Source organism: Segatella copri, from assembly GCF_026015295.1.
GTDB classification, from domain to species: domain Bacteria; phylum Bacteroidota; class Bacteroidia; order Bacteroidales; family Bacteroidaceae; genus Prevotella; species Prevotella copri_C.
On the sequence record NZ_JAPDUW010000001.1, the window covers coordinates 2,370,430 to 2,394,973 of the forward strand.

Below are 24,544 nucleotides of genomic sequence, written 5' to 3' on the forward strand. Positions count from 1 at the left end.
GTTAAACGAATTGATATAGTCTGTACTAATAAATAAGTAGTGTTTTCAGGACTTTTTCTTTCATTTCAGCCCTCAAAAAGAGGAATTATTCCGAAATATGCAGAAAGAGCGTAATCACCATTACGGCAATCACGCTCTTTCTACTTATAAACATAAAACATTACAATGATGAAAGAAAAGCTTAGCAAACCTTCTTCTTCCGCTCACAATAGCGTTCGCATTGGGCACAGATGTCATATCCCAGCATGGCACCCAAGATGAAATCCTCTTCCGGTGTAAGCTGGCACAACGGTTTGGTGATTATCATGCGGATAGCATCCAGGCATTCCTTCTTACCAAAGAAGAGATTCAGACGGTCGTTGCCAACCGGCTGGATGATATAATCAATGTTCTGACGCTCTAATCTAGTTATGGCAAAAGACTCATATTTCTTGTTGAAGGTGTAGAGCACCAGGCGGCGCACGCCCTTCTTATATTCATATATATGATTCATCAGAACCTTCAAATCTACTGGTGTTGCGATTTCCTGCTGCATACTATCCGAATTTATCTGTTTTTAAACCAAGAATCAGAGAATTCCATCATTCTCCAATTCTTGAAAAATATTTTAGAAAAAATTATAGCGATGGTTTGATGTCCTCGAGCCAGGCATCGATACGCTCCTCTGTCTTGTCGTCCTCGTTCACCTCGTCGAGTGCGAGTCCCAGGAACTTGTCGCCATCAATCGCCTCACTGTCATCATAGGTGTATCCGTCTGTAGAAACGCCAGGCAATACGGTAGCGCCAGCCTCAACGGCAGCATCATAGAGTTCCTTCATGCCGCCACAGAATGTATCAGGGTAAGACTCGCTGTCGCCACAACCAAACAGGGCCACGGTCTTGCCAGCCAAGCCGGCACTCTTCAATGTCTTCACGCCATCATACCAATCATCCTGCATCTCACCGGCACCCCAGGTAGAAGTACCGAGAAGAAGATTCTCATGACTTGTGATAGTAGCGTCATCGATGTTAGCTACATCTACAGCTTCCACGCCCAACTTAGAGGCGATGGTTTCGGCAATCGACTGGCATGAGCCAGTAGAAGAGCCATAAATTACGATTGTTGTTTTCATTTGTCTATCTTACTTTTAGTTACATTTATTTTCGGGTGCAAAGATACATCCTTTTTCCATCATCTGCAATACCTAAAAATGATGGTTTCGCAGAAATACCTAAATATGGGGATAGATAAAAAGTTTTAGGACGATTCATCCTAAAACTTTCTTAAATGCATAAGGGTGTGTCATAAATCCATGACACACCCTCTTCTGTTATTTGTCAATTTCAGCACGTATGAACATACCTTTATAGCTGTAATAGAGGTCGTAACCAGAAATATCAATTTCATATCCGCCAACCTCTTTTTCAATTTTGTAAGGCTTCAAATCAGGATATTTCTTTGCAATATCCTCAGCTATGACAGTAGGAATAATGCCTACAGGGATCTCAGAGTATTTGCACTCAACACTCGTCCACTCTCCCTTCTCATTAAACTCCACTTTAGAGCCATCACTGAGCAATACTTCATATTCCCAAAAGCCATTATCTTTCTCCTTTTCCACACGGCTGTATGATGCATCAGCAAAATATTGCTTTACAAACTGCTGTGCCGACATCGGCAATGCTGCATAATCAAACTCTTTCTCTTCACTGCTGCATGAAACTGAAAAAACTACAAGTAACATCGCAAAGAATGCAGTAATAAATGTTCGTTTCATTTTCATAATGTTATCATTTAAAATTACTATATTTATACCATAATCTCTAGAACCAATATCTATGATACAGATTCGAAATCTATCAGCCACAAATATAATAGTTTTACTTTAAACTACAATGATTTCAAACTCAAATTAACTATAATTCAATGTTTTTTTATTTTTCCATTTGTTCTACTGCCATAGTTCTTAGTTGTTAGGCTTATTCAGGTTACAATAGATATTGCATAGATAGAAATTACAAGGTAGACTTTTAGGTTCGGTTTTTGAAAGTGAGTCCTGCTGGCAGTAATGCCGGCAGGATTCTGCGTTATTATACTCTAATGCAGACTGCGCTTACTTAAATTCTTCAATCTACGGGCAAACTCAGGTGCAACCTCTATCCTATAACTCATTAAGCAAATCCTCCGCAGGAATAAAAACCATTTTTCCTTCGCGATGAAGCTTCAATTCCGTAAAGGCCTGATTGATACTAGCAAGGGCTTCTTCCAAATAGCTCTCGTCATTAGAAAGTACGCCCAAGCTATTATAAATATCAGTATTCAATTGCATCACATTCATTATCGAATCCTTTCTTTTAGCGATACATTGCGTAGAAATCCTGCACCTTGTCATGAAGCATAGAAGCATAGAGAAGACCATTCCTCCATTCTTCAGGAATTTGGTCTATTCCAAATTTAGCACCCAGGATAGCTCCTGCTACTGCTGCATTTGTATCCGCATCTCCTCCTGATAAAACAATCTTCAGAATACCCTCTTTATACGAGGTTGCATGCCAATAAGCCCATAGGGCTGCCCCTAAAGTTCTGAGCGTATATCCCATACTCTTTTCATTATCCAGACACAAAGAATCCAGACCTTCATAATATGCCAAGTCAACAAATAGAACGATTCGTTCATCATATTGTTTGGCAATGCCAATCACCTCTTCATAATCCAATATCCTGTCTTCAAAGACAAGAGCATGTATAATAGAAGAAACGACAACGCAAGAGCCCACACAGCGTGGATCAAAATGAGTTAGCCTACAGATATTCTCTGCATTACTAGCCACATTTTCTTTCAGAAGTCCTACCACCGAAGTTCTCATGACAGCCCCATTAGCTGCAGCTTTTTTCTTTCCCATCTTCCAGATAATCTCTGCAGCCTTCTGTGGATTCGAAGTATAGTCGCCAAGAGCCATTACATTATATGTATGCCGACCAATTCCCATGCCTCCGTTCATCATCCATTCCTTAAACCTTCTGGCAATATCAAGAATATCTACCTTTTGACAAGCCACAAAGGAATCTAAGATACACAGCATCATATCGGTATCATCAGTCCAGTCGCCTCTTTGCCAACGACGACGATGATCATCCTGTACGATTTGTGAATAGTCCTCTATCCCATTAGGATAAAAACGATCCACCTCTTGCTTGGACATAAACTCCGTGCTCAGTCCCAAGGCATCTCCTACAGCTTGCCCGAAGATTGTGCCGAGGAATCTTTCTTTTAGAGTTTCATTTTCCATATTTTTTTCATTCATACAACCAACAAATCGTAAAGTCATCCATATCAATCACTCCTTGGTGATATAATCCTTTTAGATATTCCTCAAAAGTCAATTGATTATCAGATGCTTGAATTAATTTATCAATAACGTCGTTCTTGAAATTAGACCTCAATGTTTCTGCCGTCTTTAGTAATTGAGAATTACCAGACTGCTTTAGATATTCCTCTGCAAGTTCTTCGCTAAATTCCTTATAATGAGCTAACTCATACATCATTAAAATACAATGAGATAAAGCATCGCTGGCAGCAAAAACTACAGACGAACCATCTAACACAATTTCACCATTTCTAAAGCCTTCTTCTTCCAACGGGTCTTTGCAGCTTACCAATCTTGGCGGATTACCGAGACATGCCAATTTCGTAAAACAGTGTTCTAAGATAGTTGTTTGAAAACTATAATGGAAAGGACCTAGTATACCATCATGAGGATAGAACGCACTCAACTTTATTAAGTCATCTTCTTCCGCATGACTCGTCACATCTGCAATAATTGCATCGGAATATTTCTTTAAGATATTCTCTCACTTCCTTCGTTTAGATTCTACTATAATCATTCGAACACCTCCTTGCCAAAAGATTTTTCAAATCTTTGCTTAGTAAAAATATCCATATTTTTACATCCGTGAAAAGCTCCTTCACGAATTATTACATTTTCATTTATATTAGATATTAATCGCAAAGAGTCACAACTATCGAAGGCCCCGACACCAATATATGATAAAGACTTTGGGCAAGACACACCTACCAAATTCATACAAGCTGAAAATGCAGAATCCGCAATATACTCAACACTATCAGGAATATTCAAAAATTTAATTTTTTGGTTAAAGTCAAACGCACTTAAACATATCATCTTGGTACCTTGACGAATTGAATAATTATCAACCAACAGATCAGACCCTGACAATAATAAAGTCCCATCGTTACTATATCTTACTCCATATTCATCAACAATTGAGTTTTTCCAAACATCATCAGTAACCTCTGATAACATTTTCTCAGTTAACCGATTAAGCAACCTAAAATATCTATTAACGCTCTTCGGTAATTTTCTTTTTGTACATACCATAAAAAAAATAGAAAGAAGGTGCATTATATCTTCATCGTACATAAAGCCTTGTAAAGTAGACATGATTTTACTCTTACTTAAGTCACGATAATCCTCAGCAGAGAAAAGTAATCTATCTGTAGCACCATATTCATCAAGCAAAGAAGATTCCAATGAAATAGCTTTCAAGGATAAAGCGATGCTTGCCAAAGCAAAGTCATCAATACTTTCATCAAAATCATCGACGGTTCTCAAAGGATGAGAAAAGTCCTTTGTACCAAATGTTGGAGACTTCTGTCCCTTCATGGCAGGAACAAACATACCATCATAATCTACCAAAGTCAGATTTCCATCAGGACGAACCATGATATTGTCTGGCTTAATATCACCATGAGCAAATGGCTGAGAACGTAGCCATGCAGCCATTTTGCAAAAGCGATAGCAAAGCATAGCCATGGCATAATTGTCTTGATAGTTTTCTGCAATGTAATTCTCCATTGTTTCACCATCAATCCAATCCATCAGAAGAACAGGAAATTCGTCTTCCTCACAACTGCTATCTACGAAGATTTCTTTGTCTAAGTACTTTACAGAAGTAATATAAGAAGAATCTACGAACTCCAACTCATCTGCAATCTGGCGATAAGCCTCAGCTCTACCTTCTTGTTCTTCAGTAAAACACTTTAAGGCATAGCATTTCCCTGTCTGTTCATCTTTCATTTTGAACACGACAGCAAAGGCGCCACTGCTACGATATGGTTCACCATGATCATCTAGCACTGGTACCAAATGAGCCAACTCATCAAGATTGTTACTAGTATCTTGTATGGCTCTAACATATTCTGAAATTAACGGATATTGCATAGCTCTTTCTTCTTTATTCTCCTTTTTTTCTATCTTCGTCTATATACAAATATTGCTCACAACCAGCTTCCTTTATCAGTTTAAGCCATTTCTTTTCTTTTACCTTTGCACCCAGGAATCAAGTTAGGATATTTGGTTAATGGGTGTTAAGGTGAACTATCTTTCTTTCAAGGTATGCCCTTTCTCATGTCATAGTCCTTATATAATCCAGCCAACTTTCTTGATTCCATTTAACTATTAAATGTCAAAATTATGGATAAAGAACTTTACATAGGCGTGGATGTCTCAAAGCAGACTCTCGACCTTGCTTATTATGACGGAGAAAGCATTGATTGGAAGAAAGCCCATATAAAGGTGAGCAACAACAATGCAGGTTTCAAGAAAATTGGTTCATGGGTGGCAAAGGTAAGCAAGGGGTTTGATATAGTCTTGTTCTGTATGGAATATACAGGACTTTACACCCAAAACTTTAGACTGTGGTTGGAAGAGAAACATTATATTTATAGGATGGTGGAACCTCGCAAGATGCATCGCTTTGAGCCAGACTTGGATGATGGACTGCGTTCGCTCGACCGCATCAAGACTGACGAGCTTGATTCTTTCCGCATAGCCATTTACTGTGAGCAGAACCACAGAAAGATTCTTCGCAACCCATCAAAACTTCCTTCTCCTGTATATTTTAAGTTGAAGAGGCTTTTGGCGGAACGCAAGCAGACAGTCAAGCAGTCAGTCCTTTACAAGCAGCAGCTTCATGATATATGTGCGTATGACACAGATTTGTCTGTGGAACGTAAGAATGGGCAACTTAAAACGCTCAATGATGCACTTAAAGGCATAGACAATGAAATTGACATGTACATAAAAGAAGATGCGGACATCAGCAAGAACTTTTCCCTGCTGACATCAATACCTGGTATTGGGCGTGTTGTCGCACTTGAAACCATTGTCTTGACCGAAAACTTCATGGCAATAGATAACCCACGTAAATACGCTTGCTATATTGGTGTCGCTCCTTTCAAGAAAGAATCTGGTACATCTGTGAGAAAAGGCTCGTCAGTCTCTAAGAAAGGTTTTAAACAGGCAAAGGCAGATTTGTCCATTGCCTGTTTGGTTTGCATGCAGCACATTCCGAACATCAGAGATTACTGGGAACGCAAGAGAAAGGAGAAATGCAGTGGAATAGTGTTTAATGCAATCAAGTTTAAGATGATACTCCGTATGTTTGCCGTTATAAAACGAGGTACTCCGTATGTGGAGACGGACAATTATCGAAATGGGAAAAACAAGCAACCAGGAGTGAACTAACAGTGTTTTAAGACCATCACTATACCATGATAGAGTCTCTTGGTTGCTTTTGGCACTACCTTTGCGAGGAATCCTCAAAAGGAAGGAACTCCAGACAGAGGTAGTGAACTTTTTAATCTTAGGCAAAGCCCTTTCCCTTGATATAGTCTCCTCTGCCCGAAATGTCAGACTCAGTGCCTTTTAGGGAATTAGCTGTCCGTCCCAGCTTTTAAAAGATTTGGCTTATCCTGACATAGAGAGTTCCTTTCGTAAAGCGGTGCAAAGATATGAAAAATAAATCATTTGTAGGCATTGACATCTCTAAAAATGTCATAGATGTATCTATATTTCGTGAGGACACCAACATCAAAATGTTCCCTCATGAGGTGTTCAACAACACTCGCAAGGGATTTGGCGATATGTGCTCATGGCTCAAAAAGAGCCGTGTGGTACTTTCCCAAGCCCTGTTTGGCATGGAATTTACAGGTTGCTACTCCTTGGACTTGGAAAAATTCCTCACGTCCAAGAATTACTCTTTCTGTATGCTTAGTACACGTATAGTAAAACATCATCCTATGGGGACAATAGATAAGCGAGACAAGAATGACTCTGCAAAGATAGCTGACTTCCTCTATCGTTATGATGGCACGGAATGTGCCAAGCCATACAAGTTGCCAAGCAAGGCTATGCAACAATTGAAGCAACTTGTCAATGAGCGTAAGTTCCTTGTGGAGCAACGGACAAACTTTATGAACCGAATGCAGATGTTTGAAACGAAAGAGGATTCTGCCATGTATGAGAGCTACATTAAAAAGCTCAATCATGACATTGAGAAGATAGATCAGGAAGAGTGTGAATTAATGTCCAAGGAGGAAGATGTCTTTGACACTTTTCAGAATCTGTTGACGATACCAGGAATTGGTTTTGTCAATGCAACAAACATAATTGCCATCACACGAAACTTTACCGCTTTTGACACAGCTCGGCAATATGCGAGATATGTTGGCGTAGCTCCATGCAGTCACACTTCTGGTACCAGTGTGAAATGGCGTGCCCGACCTTCCGCACACTGTAACGGTCAAGTGAAAGCTGACCTGTCTATGGCGGCATTGAGAGCTGTTGAGTACGATGTGGAAATGCAAATGTTTTATAATCGAAAGTTAGGAGGCAGAAAAGATTCTGATACTAAGCGTAAGGCATTGAATGCCGTCAAGTTTAAGCTCATTTGCAGAATGTTTGCCATAGGCAAGCAAAAGAGAAAATGGGAAGTGTTGAACACCTCTGACGACAGAAAGAACTTACATATTGAAAAGTCCAAAGCAAGTGAACTATGACAATGTACCATTGTCTCTTATAGTCTTGTGAGGACAGATACGGATAACTAATTAGGAATCGAGCAAAAAGCTATTAAAAGAAAGAGTTCCGTATCGTTTTTTTTGTAACAGAAAAGTCAAAAAATGTCTTCTTCTGCTACAGGGGTAGGTATGACTATATGCTTTCTGGGGGCTATTTTGCTTATTTTAACACAAAAAAGCTCTCAAAAATTTGGTGATGTCTTAGGAATCATGAGTCCAATATTTATCTCCTTTTCTGACATATGCCATATTGAACAAATCGAAAAGGTCATTACGTTGCCATTTATACTGACCAACCTCTAAACATTTAAAATAATAATCCAACACCTTAAAAAACAACTCGTTATTAGATAATATATATTTTTTCAACTTATACCGTCCATTGGTTGCTGTATCAGCCCAAGAATTCACGAGTTGATACACTATAGGTAAAGTTAATAATTTTCTATGTTTTTGATTATTTTTAATTTTCATTTTACATTCAACAGCCATCTCATTAACCTTAATTCCTACATTCTGCATTTCTTCTTTTGCTTTATTTATATAAAGTTCAAATTCAGATTGCAGTTCCTCTTTGATAGCCGCACCATCAGATACTTTTTGAGCCATAAGAAACAACTGCTTCACATATTCCCTTCTACCAAGACTACAATTCTTATTTGACAATTCTATTAGATATTTCAAAGGCTCTACAAAAAGTAACAGATCTTTACACTGCAACATCTTTTGAATTGCTCGCCTTACCACAGAGAACTTACTAACCAAACTACCCGTATTAGTCAATTCCCATAAATTTACATAGGTTGGGAAAAGATAGTCTTTCACATGCATAAACAAACATTCATCCGTACCAAGTTTATACCAAATATTGGTATCTGGTATAATCCGAAAAGGAACAATACATTTTAAAGTTTGCTTTCTTCTATGGCACAGTTTTTTCTTATGCCTCGTCCACTTTTTATAATTCATAAATTTATTCATAATTATTTTTTTTGTTTTAATGGACTCCAAAACCATTCTGGTTTATCCAGATGCAAAGTTACATAAATCTCAGCTAACAAAATTAGTCAAACTAGTTTTTTAAGATTATTTGTATGCAGAGTAAGACCACTTAGCCTTTACACCTTTTACAGCACTCGCATCTTTCCCATCTGCAACTTCAGTTAGTCCATGAACCTTAATTCTATTTATTAGAAGAATAAGGAATAATTACATTCGACTTTATATAGACTTGCATATCATCTTTTGACAGGAGATTTCCACCAGGATCTAAAACAGCAAGAATTATTGGACGCAAATCCCATTCTGTCTCTCTGTCTTTACCAGGAAATGTTCTATAATTGCATTTTTCCATTGCAGAAACAATGAAATACATATTTTTATCTCTCTGAATAAATATATTTGTATCTTTTTCTGCAACAAAAACCTTATAAAAATGATCTTCAAAATTTTCATTAACTATATAGTAGTCATAATTCTTTTCAAACAGATTACGACCTCTAAAGATAGCAAGTCCCTGATAAAAGGGTTCTAATTCACCTACACTATACGAATATTCGTAATCTATCATTTCATAACGGATATTCCTAATTCTTGTTTTTATTATATATTTTTTCATCATTTATCAATTTTAACGTATCCATTACAAACCTGGTACCTCTTCCGAGATTTTATCCGAACTCTAGTGATGCAGCATCTTTAGTGCCTCAAGTTCATACCCTATTATAAATATGCAACACAAGGATCATCAGGATTGTCATCCTTATATTCCTTTATCTTTTGTTCAAAAGCATGTTCACCTTGGTTAGAATAATATATGCAAAAACAAGTAGATGCAATAGCAAATATTAAAGTGAGTACGCTTCCAAGCCAATCTCTTAATCCCAAACATGCATCTGCTGCTAGAACATAAAGAAGAAAGCCTAAAACACCAAAGAATATAGCCTTTGTCTTTTTGGGATCTTGGTATTTTATTTGTATCTCGGCCTTTATTTTCTCTGCCCTTTCGCGATTTGCTTCTTGTTTAGCTTTTTCAGCAAGCTCATTGTCTTTATTCTGTTGTTCAATCTGCTTCTGCTTTTCCTTATCTAGTTTATCCACTAAATATGTATTTAGTTCTTCCAAAGTTTTTGGAGCAAACAACGCTTTGTTGTTTTCATCTATCATGAAAGCGTATCTATCCGTACCATCCAACTGGAAGGCTAGGATATTTTCGTCAACAAATGCGGTACGAAGCATCACAAAACTATTTCCGTCACCTTTGATAAGAATCGACTTGTTTGCAGGTATATATTTCCAAGTCTTAACAGAACCTATGCCGTTCGTTGTTATCAATACGGTTCCATTCTCTTGAAAGATATACACTTGCTTTTCACCTTCATCATTAAAAACTATCCATGCTTTGTTGGAAAGCACAGCTTTCGCATCAAGGCTCTCCGAGAACCTTTTATAGCGATTTAATGTCTCAAACAAATATGTCTTCATAACCATTTACTAAAATGTTACTCTTGCTTAATATATTAGGCAAGTATATTTACTAGAAATTAAAGATTCATAGAATTTCATTATTTATCGCATACAGCTCTAACTTGAAGCATTCTATATCTTTCAATACAATCTATTTTACTTTTTCTAACAAAATCCATATTGTCATTGTATGTTTCACCAATAAATAAATATGCAGCAGGATTATCGTCATTAAATTGATAACAGTTATTAAAATACAATTGACCTGTATATAAATATATTGAATATTCATTATCTTTCAAAATCCAATTTCCTGAAGTTCCATCAACAAACCCTGCTGATGGAAGAATTATATAATTATTATTTGGTCCTATTATTTTCGCCACCTTTTTACCATTTAATTCTGTGAGATAAATCTTACATTTTGTAATAAGTTCTCTACATTCTTTTTTTGTAGGCATACGCCATTTTCCGCCCCAATTAACTTTTGCTATATCGTACTTTGTATTTGTGATATAAAGTGGTGGACATGTTTCCGCATCACGTGATGGAAATCGACTATTTAAATCTCCTACAAGTTCTTTCCCATCAAAAACGTCTTGTCCAATAGGTTCTCCCCACCCATAATAATTACCTGATTCTTCAGGATTGTTTGCACCAACATTACAAGAAGCCCATTGTACACTTAACCCTAAATCAACCGCTTTTCGATTTTTGATTTCTGTTGTATATAATCTTGGATGCTTTTTCCAATATTCTATATAATTGTATATTACATTCCCAATAAAAAGCAAAAATAGGATTGCGACAAAAGCAATAAAACCTATAAACAAATACTTATCATTACGCTTTTGTATGAGCTTATCACGTTTTATTTGTCTTTCTTTTCTAATTTTTATCTCCAGCTTATATTTCTCACGTTGTAATTCTGACAATATATCTATATTGCATTTTTTTACAAGATACCATTGTATCTTTTCATACGAAACATCTTGTAAACTATTAGATTTCGTATTAATCAAAAAACAAAAACAATTTGTGCTATCTATATTTAACACAATTATATCTGTATTGAAAAAAAGAATATTAAACAAGATTTTTTCTCTTTTAGTATCCAATATAAGAGAAAAATTAACAGGAAAAAATTGCCACTTTGCATATTGCGACTTCCCGTTAAAGGATATCAATACATTGTCTTTATCAACAAAGATAAATTTTTCTATTTCATCCTTGTCTTCATTAAAAACCATCCATTCAGAATTTTGCACAAAAGAAACAAAATCCTTTTTATTGGCTATAGACTTTAAACGTCTAAACTCATTTATTATATAAGTCTTCATAATTGTACATTTTGATAATTAATAAAAAAGCACCCCCAAACTTTGCTCCACATCGACTATATTACGATAAGCCTCAGCTCTACCTTCTTGTTCTTCAGTAAAGCACTTTAAGGCATAGCATTTCCCAGTCTGTTCATCTTTCATTTTAAACACGACGGCAAACGCACCACTGCTACGATATGGTTCACCATGATCATCTAGCACTGGTACCAAATGAGCCAACTCATCAAGATTGTTACTAGCATCTTGTATGGCTTTCACATATTCTGATATCAAAGGATATTGCATTGACTTTTTCTGTTAATTGTTTTGCCCCAAAGGTACAAAAGACTTGCGATACGACCAAATCTTCGCTCGTCTTTTCACCTCATTTAATATAGAATGCTATTTTGTTCACTTTATTGTCTTAATCATTCATGTTTGTGAAGTATATTTACACATCAAGCTTATACTCTAGTATAAATATGTAGAACACATACTATTCCCCAAACATTCTATTATTATATAAATGATATGCCAAAGCATTGACAACCATCAGAGTATGATTTCTGTAATTACCTTGTTGTGAGTCAGAAAGAAGTTGCTCTGCGTTTCTACGTTGAGTCACCCATCTTGCCAGCAAAGTCTTGGTATCAACTGCATATTTCTCCAGTTGACAATACAGTTGTTTGTATTCTAATGCACTACCATAAGACTTAATCAACTCTTTGTCCTGAGTTTCGTATTTAACAGAGGCCAGTGCCTGGTGTAACTCTTCGCTCCAAACCGAAGTATCAATAACCTTCATCTTTGCAAATGACGGCTCTTGCTTATTGGTGAACAATTCATAATCATCCTTCAGGCAAGCCATTCGGATATAAGCGATGTTCATAGGCGCATCTGCTTGACAGATAATCCCCATCGTACCACCAGTATAATAACACAATCTGAGATACATGGCATCAAACTTATTAAGCGAAGCCTGCAACTTGTTCCAGCAATCAGTCTCCTGCTTAAGGCAGTCTTTCAATGTTGGCTGCAATGGCAGACTACCCAGCTTAGCAGAATAAGCTGCTATATTGTTCTTGTATCGTTTCTCTTGTTGGGTACACCACATTGCCATCCCTGAAGTTGTCTCCTCTGGATTTTCTGATGAATCAAAATACAAGTCACCAAATTTCGCGATGATTTCCTTTTGATAATCATCTTCGTCTAATGGCATTGCATTGACACTGGTTGGAGCATCATCATATCTCGTCCAGTCAACCCCTGCGTAAGCTACATTTGTCAATAGAAGCAACAGACTTGACATTGCAATTCTTACATGATGAGATATTGATAAAAATGGTATCACCATAGTTATAACCTTTTTAAATTAATACTTTATGAGATGGCAAAGTTAGTTCTTTTCTTGAATACAGATGTATTACCTAGAGAAAAGCACACCTCCACAAGGCTTGTGGAGCTAAAAGATTTGCTGATTATCAGATTTTACACTATCTTTGCCCCCAAAATTTTCAAACGAACTAGAGTATGGACAGATTAGTATTATTTGTAATTGCGATTGCGATAGCATTCGGCATCGGCTGCCTCGGCAGAAAGAGAAAGATTGGATTTGGTTGGGCATTCGGCTTATCACTCATCAATGCCATTATTGGACTGATAGCAGTATTATGCTCCAAGAAATTGGACGAAACAGAGATTGAGGGCAAAAAGGAACAGGAATTATGAAAGGATTCGGCTGGTTTTGCGTCATCCTAGGCAGTGCCTCCTTTCTAGGCGCTGCCATCAATGGCAACAGTGTGTTTGGGCCAGCATTCTGGTTAGCCCTGGGCATCTATCTCGTACATCGGGCAAAAAATCGAAAAGAAAAATAAAAAATATCACAGAATATTTGGCAATTCTTGCTATTTGTCGTATATTTGCTGCGAATATATAATTCGATAAGATTATGAATGTAATAGAAATCAATTCTGAAAATTATAAGGATTACCTACATCTTGACATTATCGCATTCTCCTTTGCAGGAGAAGGGGCGCAAGGAGAAGGGGGTGGACTTTGGATGGTGACTTCCGATGGCAAGCTATATCACACCAATTTTGCTTATACCATCAGTTGGGAACAAGCCATATTGCTTTGCCCTACCCTCCAGGCATGCGACTGCGATTTATTCCGTACCACGCCACCTGAAGGTTGGCAATCATACTATATGGGAGGTGGCAATTTCCTTATTGTTAAGGATACATATACTGAGATATTTTCTCAGTTAGACCCTTACGACCTATATGGGCAATGGAAAGATATCTTGATAGAGAAAATTAAGTAAGAAATATGGCTGGTAAAACAAGAAAAGTAAAGGCACTGAGGTTCAGGAACTTCCCCACTCAGTGGCGTGGTTATGTGTTCTTCGTGGAGCAAGGATACAATGAGCAGTTGAATCTTTCCATCATCAACCATTTGGAAGAGATACGAAAGCTGCTGTGGAAGGAATCCATCAACTTCATCTATTTCCCTTATCTGATGCATGAGATAAGGGATGCTGCCGTATACAATTTTCCACAGATGACGAAGGGGGATTTTTCACAGGCTGCCACCTCCGACATTCTTCTGCAACTTCTTGATGAAAAGAAAGATGCCGAGAATTTGCCTCCTTGCATCATGCAATACGAAAGAAGCGAGGACGGCATAGACTATGTAAATGCCTTTCCAATATCCATTCAGGAGGATGCCGACTTGATGCCACAGATGGAGAAGCTGCTAGACAAGCAACTCTCCAGTGCCAACGTATTCTGTAGCTCTGTCCCTGAATTCACCTTAAGTGATTACAAGCCACAGCTGCCAGCAGACGAAACCTTTGATGAAGATGTAAAGAAAAAATGCGGGAGGTATATCACCAAGTGAGAGACCTACAACTTAGGGGTGTGAGCGAATGGGTGCTCAAGCAGTATCTCTTCCCTGAGAAGCAGTTGAGCCGACTGATTATCACGGAGAAATACGACATCATCCTGCCCGATTATCATGATATGCAAATCAAGATGGAGCCATTGGTAAAAGCTGTATTCATCCTCTTCCTGCGCCATGAGGAGGGCATCGTATTCAAGAGCCTTTCCGACTATCGAGAAGAGCTACACACCATCTATCTCGACATTTGCGCCAAGCAGGAAAGCCCTGTGCATCTATCTGCAGAAAAGATTCGCCAGAGCATAGATGCCTTGACCAACCCCCTCTCCAATTCCATCAAAGAGAAGTGCGCCCGAGTAAGAGCCGCCTTCGTATCCCAGTTTGACGAGTCACTCGCCAAGTACTATTATATAGATGGTAAAAGAGGCGAAGCTAAGAAGATTATACTAGACAGGAAACTCTTAGAATGGAAATCTGTTGTCATAGAAGATTAAAATTGTTGTCATACGACATAAAGGGTAATGGTCGTACTGCGCCATAGACTTATGCCCCCTCCCAGTGCAATCTAGACTTATTCAGGTTACAATAGATATTGCATAGATAGAAATTACAAGGTAGACTTTTAGGTTCGGTTTATGAAAAGTGAATCCTGCCGGCATCACAGCCAGCAGGATTCTTGCTTAATAGCCCCAGTAAAACTCGTCAAGTATCACTTCATCAATCGCTCTATCCATTCATTGAACAAAGGGCATTTCTCACGAATCTTCTCCAAACCAATGTCCATAGCAACACAAATGCCAACAACTACCTTATTATAATCAGGAATAGCAGCTATCAATCGTTTGGACGGAGCTGTCTCAGGACTATTGTTGATAAGCTCTGGCGATTGGAAAGCCTCTGCCGTAGCCTGCAACTCTGCATAATCAAACTCACTCTCCTCAAAACTATTCAAGAATGCACTCACATCACTGAACAGCAATCCCTCAAACTCATGAAGTTGTATGTATGGAATGAAGCGAAAGCGATATTGCTCAGAAATATCCTTCGCCATTCTATCTATCAAGAAATGAATACGCTCCGTCTTATCCACTATCTCCTTAGATTCTTCCCATCCAGGAAACCCGAACTGGTCTTTGATGCCATAGTAATCCACTAACATGCTGACATAGACATCGCCTTCTTGGAGATGATTCAATATTTGCTTTTTGATGGTGGCCCAAGGAACTATACCACCATGCGAGTGCTTGATGACAGGGGCTTCCACATAAATATCATGCTTAGCAAACTCCACCCCAAGCACTTCTGTACAAAACTCTTGTTCCGTAGTACCCTCACATACTATGATTAGTCGTTTCATCGTGGCTGACCTCCTTTCATTATATTTTGTTTCCACAAATCACCAAGTGTATAATCCTCAAGCCAATGTGCCAATTCTTCGCTATTCAGCCGATTGATGGTTGTACCATCTTCGTTCTGATTAACAGTCAAGACATCCTCTGGTTCAAAGTTACTGATTAGTTCAGCACTCTGAGTTGCAACGATAACTTGCGTGCCCTTTTGTGCCGCCATCTTAATCAAACCCGAAAGTTTTTCGATAGCCACAGGATGCAAACCAAGCTCTGGCTCATCAATGATGATAACTCGTGGTAACCATGGCTGCATAAAGAGCACGGTCAAGGCAATAAAGCGAATGGTTCCATCCGACAAGTCGGTCGGTCCGTAAATCATAGAGCTATACTTATCCTGCCATTGCAAGCGCACCATATCGGCTTCGGTTGGCTGGAAATAAAAGTCCGAGAAATAGGGAGCCACACTCTGAATGACGCGGATGATGCGACGATAAGCCACAGGCTTCTCTCGCTGAATACGATAGAGGATAGCCGCCAGATTTTCACCATGCTCATACATACGATAAGCATCGTTCACAATATGGCTATCAGCCGTAAATGGAGAACGGCGACCTGTATCGTGGAAGTGAAACTTGCGGATTTGGGAGATATAATTAGATAAATCTTCCTCTTTATGGTCTTTTAAACTCGATTCGCTCTGAAACTCCGTTATAACATTTTTCCTCACTAAATCTAAAGGACAAACATCATCATAACAACCAACAACTTCTCTTTCTACAATGAGTTTACCATCAGATTCCAATAAAGCCAAGTCATATTCACTCTTAGCTATTAGCAAGTTTACAGCTATACGATCGGTAACTTTTCTGCCTTGATAGAGTAATTTATCTACTCCACCAACTTGAGCGACATACGCCCCTAATCTCTTCTCATAGATGTTGCCTAACATCTCGAAAAGAGACAAGAAGTTACTCTTACCAGCCCCATTGGCACCTATCAAGAGATTGATAGGATGCAGTTGAACTGATAACTTTTTAAAAGACTTATATCCAAATATTCTTATCGAGTCCATATTATAGTTTCATTCAAATAAAAGCAAAGGTACACTTTTTAAGTGTATTTACCAAATTATTTATTCAAAACTTTTGTTTTACTCGCAAAATTAAGCTATATTTATCTATTACTAATTGAAAAACAAGGAAAATCTTCCAAAGCGACAATACTCGTTACCCTCTTCTCCATGATTCCCCAAAAGTCTAATGGAAAGGACACAGTATCGAACACACCGATACAATACTATCGTCATCTTATCGGGGCATAGGTAGACTCAATATTATATTCTATATTTTGAGTTCGACTAAACGTTTAAAAGCGCAACTAAGTTTAATCACGCAACAAACAACTGACTATCAAAGCATTACCACAAAGCAACTAGCTTAAGTTCGACTAAGTTTGACAAAAAATTCGACTAAGTTTGACTAAACTACGACTAAGATTCACCTCTTTCCATCTATTATTTTTATGATACCTTTTTTCTTAAGCGTAGAGAAGAAGACACCCATGTAGCAACAGAAGAGAACACCCAGGCAGAGCAACCAGCTACCGTTCAGGAAACTCCACAAGAGAATACTCAGGAGGAGACAACTCTGCAACAGGAGACTACAGAGACAGAGCAGCAGGCAAATGCTGAATAAGAATTCACAAGAAAGTTCTATTAAGTTCAATTGAGTTCATTTTGCAATCGACATATAAGAAAAGCGTAGAATCCTGCTGGCTGTAATACCAGCAGGATTCTGCGTTATTATTACGCATTGATAAATTTTTGTGTTAAATTCGTAAAAAATACTTGGAAGATAACTGAAAAATGATTACCTTTGTATTAATTAATGTAAGAATGAGTTTTATGCATATACTGAATGAACAGACACGAGAAACATTAAGTCGGAAGTTAGGAAAAACTTACGATGAGATATTGCAGATGAGTGCGGAAGAGTTAGATGCACTTGTCGAGGCTCGTATTGGCAAAAAACTAACTCCAGCATTCTCTCTCAAAAACATGGTTAATAGAGGTTCTGTCTATTTGTTTTTCAAACGTTTAGTTTCAAAAGATGATATAGACAAACGTTTAGCACGAATTTAAAATGGATAATAGCAAGCAAATTATAGCACTATATGACGACTACAATACGATTATCAAACCGCTTATTGCAGAAGTAGAAGCGAGGACTGAACAGTTCCCGTTACCATTATTTAATGAAATACGTGCATTGCATGACCATATTGCCCGATGCTACTTTAAAGATATAACTCCAGAGCAAAGAAATATCGAAATTCATAAAGCAGAACGTCATGTACTTAGAATTATACTTGACTGCTATAAGTGTTTGAACTTATCTATTCACGATTCGGTTTTATTATTTGAAAAACAAACAAGACATGTGGATTTGACTGTGCTGCAAAACGGCACTTTTTATCCAAAATATAAATCTCTACGCTCTGATGCAGTAAGAGCTGTACGTAAAGCTAAGATTTTAGAAAGTATCAATACTAGCGAAGCGTTAGATATCTATCAGCAGGCCTACAATAAATATAGTGAATTGGAACTTCTCATGGATACAACAGCTCCCGATGTTCACTGGGCTCGTGTACATTTTACAGTAAGACGTGCTTTACAAGTCTTACTATGGATTTTAAGTGCTGTTGCATCAGGAATCATCTCCATAGTATTGGCTGATTTATTCTAGAGTTATTGATATGATATGAGTACAACTATAGAAACTAAATCAACAAACGAACTTTTTGATGGCGCTGTACCGAACACACCGATACAGCGCTATTATATTTTATGAACAGCAGAGATGAAATTCTCATCGGAGCATTGCGTAGAATTCCTGCACCTTGTTATGGAGCATAGAAGCATAGAGAAGACCATCCCTCCATTCTTCAGGAATTTGGTCTTTTCCAAATTTAGCACCCAGGATAGCTCCTGCTACTGCAGCATTGGTATCCGCATCTCCGCCTGATAAAACAATTTTCAGGATATCCTCTCTATACGAAGTAATGCCAATAAGCCCATATTCTTTTCGTCATCCAGACACAAAGATGCCTGTCCTTCATGATATGCCAAGTCAATAAATGGAACGATTCACTCATCATATTGCCTGGCAATGCCTATCACATCTTCTTCCTCCAATATTCTGTCTTCAAAGACTATAGCATGTATTGTTCCATTTTTTATTGTTTATAAATCCAACAAATCGTAAAGTCATCCATATCTGGCGATGATGCTATACCGATTACACCATACCGTTCAGAGGAGGTAAGAGAAATGAAAAATATAAGCCTTGCCATAGCTTAAATTACACTACTTCACTATCCTGTTCTATTTTTTGAGCAATATTTACCAAGTCACCTTTAATATAGCCAATCATACCCATAAGAACATCCTTAAGTGCCTTACGATAATCCAATATTCTATTGATTTCTGCCAAAACCACCTTGATGTCATAATTTGTATAATCAGGAGTTTCGGACTGAGCAAATACAACAATAGCATTAAGCCTTTCTTGGTTACACCCCATCTTTGCACACAACTCAAAAAAGCTTGTACTGCAATCCAACATAATAGGTTTCAACTTTTGACGAACCATACCTCCCAATTCTATCTTTAAATCACAATAATCATCAGGCTCCTCGTCATCATCGTAAGGATGCATATAGCGCTCTCTTAATTTATCTATATCTTCATCAAGAGCATTAAGGCTATCTATAGCATTCATACCAGCAAACAAGTATTCATACATCGCCTTAACACTATCTTCCGAATTTGCAGCAAGATAAGAATACATTTGTTGCTGAATAGCACAATGTTTTTGACTAAGTTCTTTTACTTGCGCATCCTTTTCTTCACATGGCAAATCACTTACTGCATATACTTTTCCCCGATAAGTAGCATATTTTATTTCGTCTTGCAACTGTAGTTGATGCATAATTTGTGCATCTTTGATTTCCATCTTATAAGCTTTCATTATCGTTCTATTAGCTTCAGTAAAAGGATATTGCGTTTTCTTATCAACATCCAAAGAATCTAGGTCAAAACGTCCCATCATTTCAAAGAAAGGCCGATAGAATTTTGGTAAGCATACACCTTCATAATCTTGTTTGATCCATTCTACCAAATCAGTTTCTGACAGAGTATTCGTTTTCATTAAGGCCTGGCGTTGAGTTTCATTTGTGTTTGTGCAAAGGAATATTTTTTCCCATTCCTCAACAGAGGATACGCTCAATACATCCCATGCTTTTTGAAGATGAAGTTCCTGTTTTGAAGGCATACTTTGCACTTTCTCTATTCTCTCAGCCTCAGAAGGATGGTCCGAATATAGATTTGTAAATGTTATCTCCGATGGTTCTTCATCGAAATCATCCAGGCATGTCTCTATCTTGTCGTATGAAATCGTTGTGCATAGTTCTTCAGCCTTGACTTTTTCATATTGTGCAAAAACATCATAAAAATGCGCATACTTTCCAACAGAAAGCAAGCGTCTCCATAATGCTACGGCATTACTTTCTGCTACGCTTGCGAAACTCACTTTTATCATTGCCGAAACGAACATATCTTTTCCAACAATACTACAAGCTACTCTATCTGCATCAAACTCCATTTGGCGAGAAAGAGAATAGTAAGAACGATTTACGAACTTATACATCCAACGCAGCACATCCTTGACAAACACGAGGATATGATACAATAAAAAAAGCACAATTTGCCCAATCACCCCATACCAACCTCCAAATCTACAGAGATTCATCAATCCTCGGAAATATTTATCTAGCCAAGCATCCCACCTATCTTCCTGGAATGCCATATCATACATCACGGTATTCAGATAATAAATAACCGAACCTATCTTCATTGAACTTTGAGCAAAATGCCCAAACTCATGAGCAATTATCGATTTTACCTCCTCCGTATTTGTATTGACAAATAATCCTAAGCCGACCACTAGATTTTTTCGTGTCGGGAAAAATATTGATTGAAGTGTGTTGTTATAAAATACAGAAGCATTTACCTCATTCGACAAGAACACATGCAAAGGCATTTTGCATCCAGTCGCCTTAGCGACCTCTTCTATTAAAGCAAACAACTTTGGCATCTTCTCTTTTGTCACTTCTACTTTTGACGAATCACTCTTATTACTCTTTCGCAAAAGAAATTTCAACGGATATAATCCATACAGCAAAAGAAAACAACAAGGGAATGCTACCAAAAGAACAGTACATAATAACAAGAAGAACTCACCAGAATCATAGCTATCCATGATACCTGGCAATCCATAATTCATAAAACAATAGTATGCTACATATACAAACACACACCCAAAAGCTACCAGTAACAAATAGCTTAAGAAAAATAGTACTATCTTAAACAGAACAATAGTACACTGCTTATTCAACTCGCTGTTCATAAGAATTCTGTTTTTATGATATAATTAAGCAAGACAACAAAACATCATTACCATGTAAAAAAGAGTCTAACTAAATGAAATACACCAAGAATTATCATCAAAATGCCAACTAAAGACAAACCGACAATAATATAATGATCTATCGTTTTAGAATCTCTCAGCCTAATCCAAGAAGGAAAATACTTCCAAAGCAGATACCCCAGTATTATTTGAAAAATTGAATGTATCATAACTACTTAAGATAAGGTTTAATAGCGTCAATACTCCAAGCATAATTTAAATTTGCTTGCGAACCATCATAAAAAGTTCCAGATGTAACCCCTACAACTTCACCATACTCATTGATTAAAGCACCACCACTACTTCCATGATCTATCAATGCATTAATTTGCATCAAATTGGTATCACGCCATTGCGATACTTCTCCTGAAGAGAATGTATTCTCTAATCCTCTAGGGCTACCTATAGCATAAACCTTATCGCCAACACTTGGCTTTTCTTTAGCTAACGGTATATAAGGAACATCATCAACATCGACGAAGAACAAGATAAAATCTTCCTCTTCATCAGACTTAACAACTTTCGAAACCTTATATGCAGTATCACTCCCAACCAGTTTTATCTGCTCAGCACCAATAGCTGTACCCTTAAAAACATGGTAATTACTAACGGCCAATCCATGAGAGTTTATGAAAAAGCCAGAACCTTGATAGGTATTTGTACCATCTGTAGTAAAGACCATGAACACGGCATTTCCATATCTATTAAATATAGTTTTGCCATTCAGGATTTCATTATTATCTCCATATTCTGCTGTAGCAGAAGTTACGTTATCTTCAGAATCAGGAGTTCTTACAGATTCCCTTTCTGTTGCAGACTCTGCACTTCTATTAAGTCTCTTATGCCCAGATTTGTGAGCACAAGAGACAAATAAACACATTATAAGTACTATAAGTAACTTACTTTTTTTCATCTTCAATAATATTTTTAGGAATAATGTGAATCAAAAAACGCTGATTGTTGACTTCATACATTTTATCACGCATTGTTTCAATATTATATCTTCCATCTCCACTACCAGCAATTTGAACCTCACAGTTTTTTCCAAAATTAATACCACATACATCCTTCCAATACTTCATTAAGGAATAAGCTCTCTCAAAACTCAAATCATAATTACGATCAGTCCATGCCTCTGAGTTTTTCGATGCTTGTCCTTCAATGATTAACAGATACTTATTATCATTATGTTTAGATAAGAACTTTTGAATCTCAACACCAGCAGCCCCTAATTGCTGTTTTGTATCATCCGGCAACTCTTCTATATCATAATGCAATTCTTCGAAAAAGCAATGCACCTTAAGCACATACTTTTTATAAAAAGGATTATATTCAAAGTACTGCTTACTCAAATCCTCTGTCGATTTCTGAACAAGTTTGATTTCTGCCAATTCTCGCTCAGTTGCTTCCATTCGTTTATGCAACAATACAATCACCAGAACAAAAAGGACCAACATAATGAAGAACAAACTAGTCATCAAATCAGAGTAACTTGTCCAAAAGAAAGACTCTTTTTGTTTCATTCTACATTACCCTTTCTATTATTTACTATATTTTGCTTCAGCTGAGCCACAGTATCAACAGGTTCTTGCTTTACCACATGCAATAAAGAATCAGAAACAGAATCAACCATTTCTTCATCAAGAGAATTAGCATTTCTCATGACACTTGTATCACTCATGATTCTATAAGAACAATACCCCATGAATAAAGAAGAGATAAAGAACATAATAGCACACATTACCAATAACAACTTTCCCCATGCAGGGAATCTTGCTTCTTTACGACTTCCTTCAGGTGTGGTCGTTGCCAAGAATTCGATTCTCTCTACCTTTTTATTTATCTTCTCTATTGCAATCGAGTTATTTTTCTCAATTTTGTTAGCTAAAGTTGTCAAAGCAGAAGGTATCTGCGAAATAGCTTCCAAATTTTTATTCATCTTTGGGAACGCCTCCAACTGACTAGTGAACTGATCAAGCAACTGCTTATTAATCGTTTTAAAAGTATCAACCTCATCAGTCAAGACCTTTTCCAATTCAGCCATATTAGTTACAGAAGTATTCTGCAAAGTTTTAAGAGCCGTCTTTAAAGCATCAGTCTCGTCTGTCAGATTCTTTGCTATCTCAGCCTTATTTCGAATGAAGAAATCTCTTATTTCCTCAAGGACATGCAAACGATCACTTTCTGCAAAGAATTGCTCATTAAACTTTTCTATAGCAGTAGTATATCCTTTTACACTATTCAGATAATACTGGAAATCCTCCAATTTTTCAGTACATCCCTTCAATTCTTTCAATACATTGACATTCGCTGTAGCCATTTTCATGACATCCATATCATGAACTTTCTGGATGATGTCTGCCTGAAACTTATAAGACTCATTTACTTTAGAAAGAGTCCCTCCCAATTCTTGAGTATTTGAAGAGAAAGTATTATTAAATCGGTTCAGATTCTTCACCAACTTATTCAATGCATCAGAAGTATCGGATGGTAACTCTGGCAACAACACAGATTGCATCCATGCCAAAAATTCATTTTTACCACTTTCCTCTTGCAATTTACACTTTTTAAAGAGCAAGGAATTTAATGTTGTAAGACCAATACCAAAGATACTAGCAACCATTGCCCAAGCTACACCCGTAAGCAAATCGCTCACACCATCAGCTGCAGAATAAAAAGCAGACTGTTGAGCTGACGAATTGGTCATCAGAGATGTTATACTATCAGTAAACAACAAAGAACCAAGACCTATGATAACACCTAACATTGTACCAGCGAGTCCACAATACAATGGTACAGGTGTTTGAGTAGATATATCCTCTTCTACCGTTTCACAATGCCTATCAACAGCATCCTTTAACAAATTATAGTCTATGACTGAGCCAACACTATTGTTCAAATACTTGTTGATGGAATCCTTGATCGATGAGAATATTATATTTCCTTGACCATATATTCCTTTGACAAAACCAGAGTCTCTGTCATGTGATATGTCCCAAGTACCTTTTTTCATAAAGATGTCTCGGAACTGATGCATACGCTTTAAGTTCTTTACAAAGAAATAGAACTGAAGCATAATTATACCTAAAACAATTATAGGAACTATAAATTTCATATTTATC

General features: G+C 37.3%; 29 protein-coding genes and 1 pseudogene. 9 read left to right on the forward strand and 21 right to left on the reverse strand.

Annotated elements, in window-relative coordinates; all coding sequences use genetic code 11:
* Positions 1-181: 181 nt before the first annotated feature.
* From ONT18_RS10020 to ONT18_RS10050, 8 genes and pseudogenes are all read right to left on the reverse strand, one after another.
* A complete protein-coding gene (locus ONT18_RS10020; protein ID WP_022120342.1) occupies positions 182-535 on the reverse strand; it encodes a DUF2023 family protein in 354 nt (117 codons plus the stop codon).
* Between the two features lie 82 nt (positions 536-617).
* On the reverse strand, positions 618-1,112 hold the full coding sequence (gene fldA, locus ONT18_RS10025) for a flavodoxin FldA (protein ID WP_264905311.1): 495 nt from the start codon (positions 1,110-1,112) through the stop codon (positions 618-620).
* Between the two features lie 198 nt (positions 1,113-1,310).
* Positions 1,311-1,847 (reverse strand): PepSY-like domain-containing protein, encoded by a 537-nt coding sequence (locus tag ONT18_RS10030; RefSeq protein WP_264905313.1) that lies wholly within the window; start codon positions 1,845-1,847, stop codon positions 1,311-1,313.
* A gap of 294 nt (positions 1,848-2,141) precedes the next feature.
* A complete protein-coding gene (locus ONT18_RS10035) occupies positions 2,142-2,312 on the reverse strand; it encodes a hypothetical protein (RefSeq protein ID WP_264905315.1) in 171 nt (56 codons plus the stop codon).
* A gap of 22 nt (positions 2,313-2,334) precedes the next feature.
* Positions 2,335-3,270 carry an ADP-ribosylglycohydrolase family protein gene (locus ONT18_RS10040; RefSeq protein WP_264905317.1) on the reverse strand — a complete coding sequence of 312 codons (936 nt, stop codon included), beginning with the start codon at positions 3,268-3,270 and terminating at the stop codon, positions 2,335-2,337.
* 7 nt (positions 3,271-3,277) lie between these two features.
* The gene (locus tag ONT18_RS10045) at positions 3,278-3,619 is read right to left on the reverse strand and encodes a hypothetical protein (protein ID WP_264905319.1); all 342 of its coding nucleotides are present in this window, start codon (positions 3,617-3,619) and stop codon (positions 3,278-3,280) included.
* A gap of 75 nt (positions 3,620-3,694) precedes the next feature.
* Positions 3,695-3,826 (reverse strand): annotated as a pseudogene (locus ONT18_RS17405) (DUF6939 family protein); the annotation flags it as partial.
* Between the two features lie 35 nt (positions 3,827-3,861).
* Positions 3,862-5,223 (reverse strand): leucine-rich repeat protein, encoded by a 1,362-nt coding sequence (locus ONT18_RS10050; protein ID WP_264905320.1) that lies wholly within the window; start codon positions 5,221-5,223, stop codon positions 3,862-3,864.
* Between the two features lie 252 nt (positions 5,224-5,475).
* Here ONT18_RS10050 and ONT18_RS10055 point away from each other — a divergent pair, with 252 nt between their 5' ends.
* Positions 5,476-6,528 carry an IS110 family transposase gene (locus ONT18_RS10055; RefSeq protein ID WP_007896891.1) on the forward strand — a complete coding sequence of 351 codons (1,053 nt, stop codon included), beginning with the start codon at positions 5,476-5,478 and terminating at the stop codon, positions 6,526-6,528.
* A gap of 266 nt (positions 6,529-6,794) precedes the next feature.
* Positions 6,795-7,841 carry an IS110 family transposase gene (locus tag ONT18_RS10060; RefSeq protein WP_007896893.1) on the forward strand — a complete coding sequence of 349 codons (1,047 nt, stop codon included), beginning with the start codon at positions 6,795-6,797 and terminating at the stop codon, positions 7,839-7,841.
* Between the two features lie 222 nt (positions 7,842-8,063).
* Here ONT18_RS10060 and ONT18_RS10065 read toward each other — a convergent pair whose 3' ends face one another.
* The 6 genes from ONT18_RS10065 to ONT18_RS10090 form a co-directional block, all read right to left on the reverse strand.
* Entirely contained in the window at positions 8,064-8,843 is a 780-nt protein-coding gene (locus tag ONT18_RS10065) for a hypothetical protein (protein ID WP_264905322.1), read from the reverse strand.
* Between the two features lie 202 nt (positions 8,844-9,045).
* Complete coding sequence (locus ONT18_RS10070; RefSeq protein ID WP_264905324.1) at positions 9,046-9,483, reverse strand: hypothetical protein; 438 nt, start codon at positions 9,481-9,483, stop codon at positions 9,046-9,048.
* A gap of 101 nt (positions 9,484-9,584) precedes the next feature.
* Positions 9,585-10,346: a hypothetical protein gene (locus ONT18_RS10075; RefSeq protein WP_264905326.1), complete on the reverse strand. Its 762-nt coding sequence runs from the start codon at positions 10,344-10,346 to the stop codon at positions 9,585-9,587.
* An 80-nt stretch (positions 10,347-10,426) separates the two neighbouring features.
* Complete coding sequence (locus ONT18_RS10080; RefSeq protein WP_264905328.1) at positions 10,427-11,668, reverse strand: hypothetical protein; 1,242 nt, start codon at positions 11,666-11,668, stop codon at positions 10,427-10,429.
* Between the two features lie 18 nt (positions 11,669-11,686).
* Positions 11,687-11,956, reverse strand: coding sequence for a hypothetical protein (locus ONT18_RS10085; RefSeq protein WP_264905330.1), 270 nt, complete (start codon positions 11,954-11,956; stop codon positions 11,687-11,689).
* Between the two features lie 190 nt (positions 11,957-12,146).
* A complete protein-coding gene (locus ONT18_RS10090) occupies positions 12,147-13,004 on the reverse strand; it encodes a hypothetical protein (protein ID WP_264905332.1) in 858 nt (285 codons plus the stop codon).
* A gap of 176 nt (positions 13,005-13,180) precedes the next feature.
* Between ONT18_RS10090 and ONT18_RS10095 the strand changes: the two genes are divergently transcribed.
* From ONT18_RS10095 to ONT18_RS10115, 5 genes are all read left to right on the forward strand, one after another.
* A complete protein-coding gene (locus tag ONT18_RS10095; protein WP_264905334.1) occupies positions 13,181-13,378 on the forward strand; it encodes a hypothetical protein in 198 nt (65 codons plus the stop codon).
* The gene (locus tag ONT18_RS10100; RefSeq protein ID WP_264905335.1) at positions 13,375-13,524 is read left to right on the forward strand and encodes a hypothetical protein; all 150 of its coding nucleotides are present in this window, start codon (positions 13,375-13,377) and stop codon (positions 13,522-13,524) included. Before ONT18_RS10095 ends, ONT18_RS10100 begins: the two co-directional genes overlap by 4 nt.
* Before the next feature lie 74 nt (positions 13,525-13,598).
* The gene (locus ONT18_RS10105; protein ID WP_144152985.1) at positions 13,599-13,973 is read left to right on the forward strand and encodes a hypothetical protein; all 375 of its coding nucleotides are present in this window, start codon (positions 13,599-13,601) and stop codon (positions 13,971-13,973) included.
* Positions 13,974-13,978: 5 nt separating this feature from the next.
* Complete coding sequence (locus tag ONT18_RS10110; protein WP_264905338.1) at positions 13,979-14,548, forward strand: hypothetical protein; 570 nt, start codon at positions 13,979-13,981, stop codon at positions 14,546-14,548.
* On the forward strand, positions 14,524-15,042 hold the full coding sequence (locus ONT18_RS10115) for a hypothetical protein (RefSeq protein WP_264905339.1): 519 nt from the start codon (positions 14,524-14,526) through the stop codon (positions 15,040-15,042). The genes ONT18_RS10110 and ONT18_RS10115 overlap by 25 nt, the downstream gene beginning before the upstream one ends.
* Before the next feature lie 215 nt (positions 15,043-15,257).
* Here ONT18_RS10115 and ONT18_RS10120 read toward each other — a convergent pair whose 3' ends face one another.
* Both ONT18_RS10120 and ONT18_RS10125 read right to left on the reverse strand, forming a co-directional pair.
* A complete protein-coding gene (locus ONT18_RS10120) occupies positions 15,258-15,905 on the reverse strand; it encodes a DUF4276 family protein (protein WP_264905341.1) in 648 nt (215 codons plus the stop codon).
* Positions 15,902-16,969, reverse strand: coding sequence for an AAA family ATPase (locus tag ONT18_RS10125; protein WP_264905343.1), 1,068 nt, complete (start codon positions 16,967-16,969; stop codon positions 15,902-15,904). The genes ONT18_RS10120 and ONT18_RS10125 overlap by 4 nt, the downstream gene beginning before the upstream one ends.
* Positions 16,970-17,761: 792 nt before the next feature.
* Between ONT18_RS10125 and ONT18_RS10130 the strand changes: the two genes are divergently transcribed.
* Positions 17,762-18,037: a hypothetical protein gene (locus ONT18_RS10130; RefSeq protein WP_264905345.1), complete on the forward strand. Its 276-nt coding sequence runs from the start codon at positions 17,762-17,764 to the stop codon at positions 18,035-18,037.
* A gap of 1 nt (position 18,038) precedes the next feature.
* A complete protein-coding gene (locus tag ONT18_RS10135) occupies positions 18,039-18,641 on the forward strand; it encodes a hypothetical protein (RefSeq protein WP_153138782.1) in 603 nt (200 codons plus the stop codon).
* 123 nt (positions 18,642-18,764) lie between these two features.
* On the opposite strand, the gene ONT18_RS17340 is transcribed toward ONT18_RS10135, so the two are convergent.
* From ONT18_RS17340 to ONT18_RS10155, 5 genes are all read right to left on the reverse strand, one after another.
* Positions 18,765-18,965 carry an ADP-ribosylglycohydrolase family protein gene (locus ONT18_RS17340; protein WP_367398940.1) on the reverse strand — a complete coding sequence of 67 codons (201 nt, stop codon included), beginning with the start codon at positions 18,963-18,965 and terminating at the stop codon, positions 18,765-18,767.
* 291 nt (positions 18,966-19,256) lie between these two features.
* Positions 19,257-21,362, reverse strand: coding sequence for a M48 family metalloprotease (locus ONT18_RS10140; protein WP_264905348.1), 2,106 nt, complete (start codon positions 21,360-21,362; stop codon positions 19,257-19,259).
* A gap of 232 nt (positions 21,363-21,594) precedes the next feature.
* On the reverse strand, positions 21,595-22,335 hold the full coding sequence (locus ONT18_RS10145) for a S1C family serine protease (RefSeq protein WP_264905350.1): 741 nt from the start codon (positions 22,333-22,335) through the stop codon (positions 21,595-21,597).
* Complete coding sequence (locus ONT18_RS10150; RefSeq protein ID WP_117728853.1) at positions 22,322-22,945, reverse strand: hypothetical protein; 624 nt, start codon at positions 22,943-22,945, stop codon at positions 22,322-22,324. Before ONT18_RS10150 ends, ONT18_RS10145 begins: the two co-directional genes overlap by 14 nt.
* Positions 22,942-24,537, reverse strand: coding sequence for a hypothetical protein (locus tag ONT18_RS10155; protein ID WP_264905353.1), 1,596 nt, complete (start codon positions 24,535-24,537; stop codon positions 22,942-22,944). The genes ONT18_RS10150 and ONT18_RS10155 overlap by 4 nt, the downstream gene beginning before the upstream one ends.
* Between the last annotated feature and the right edge of the window lie 7 nt (positions 24,538-24,544).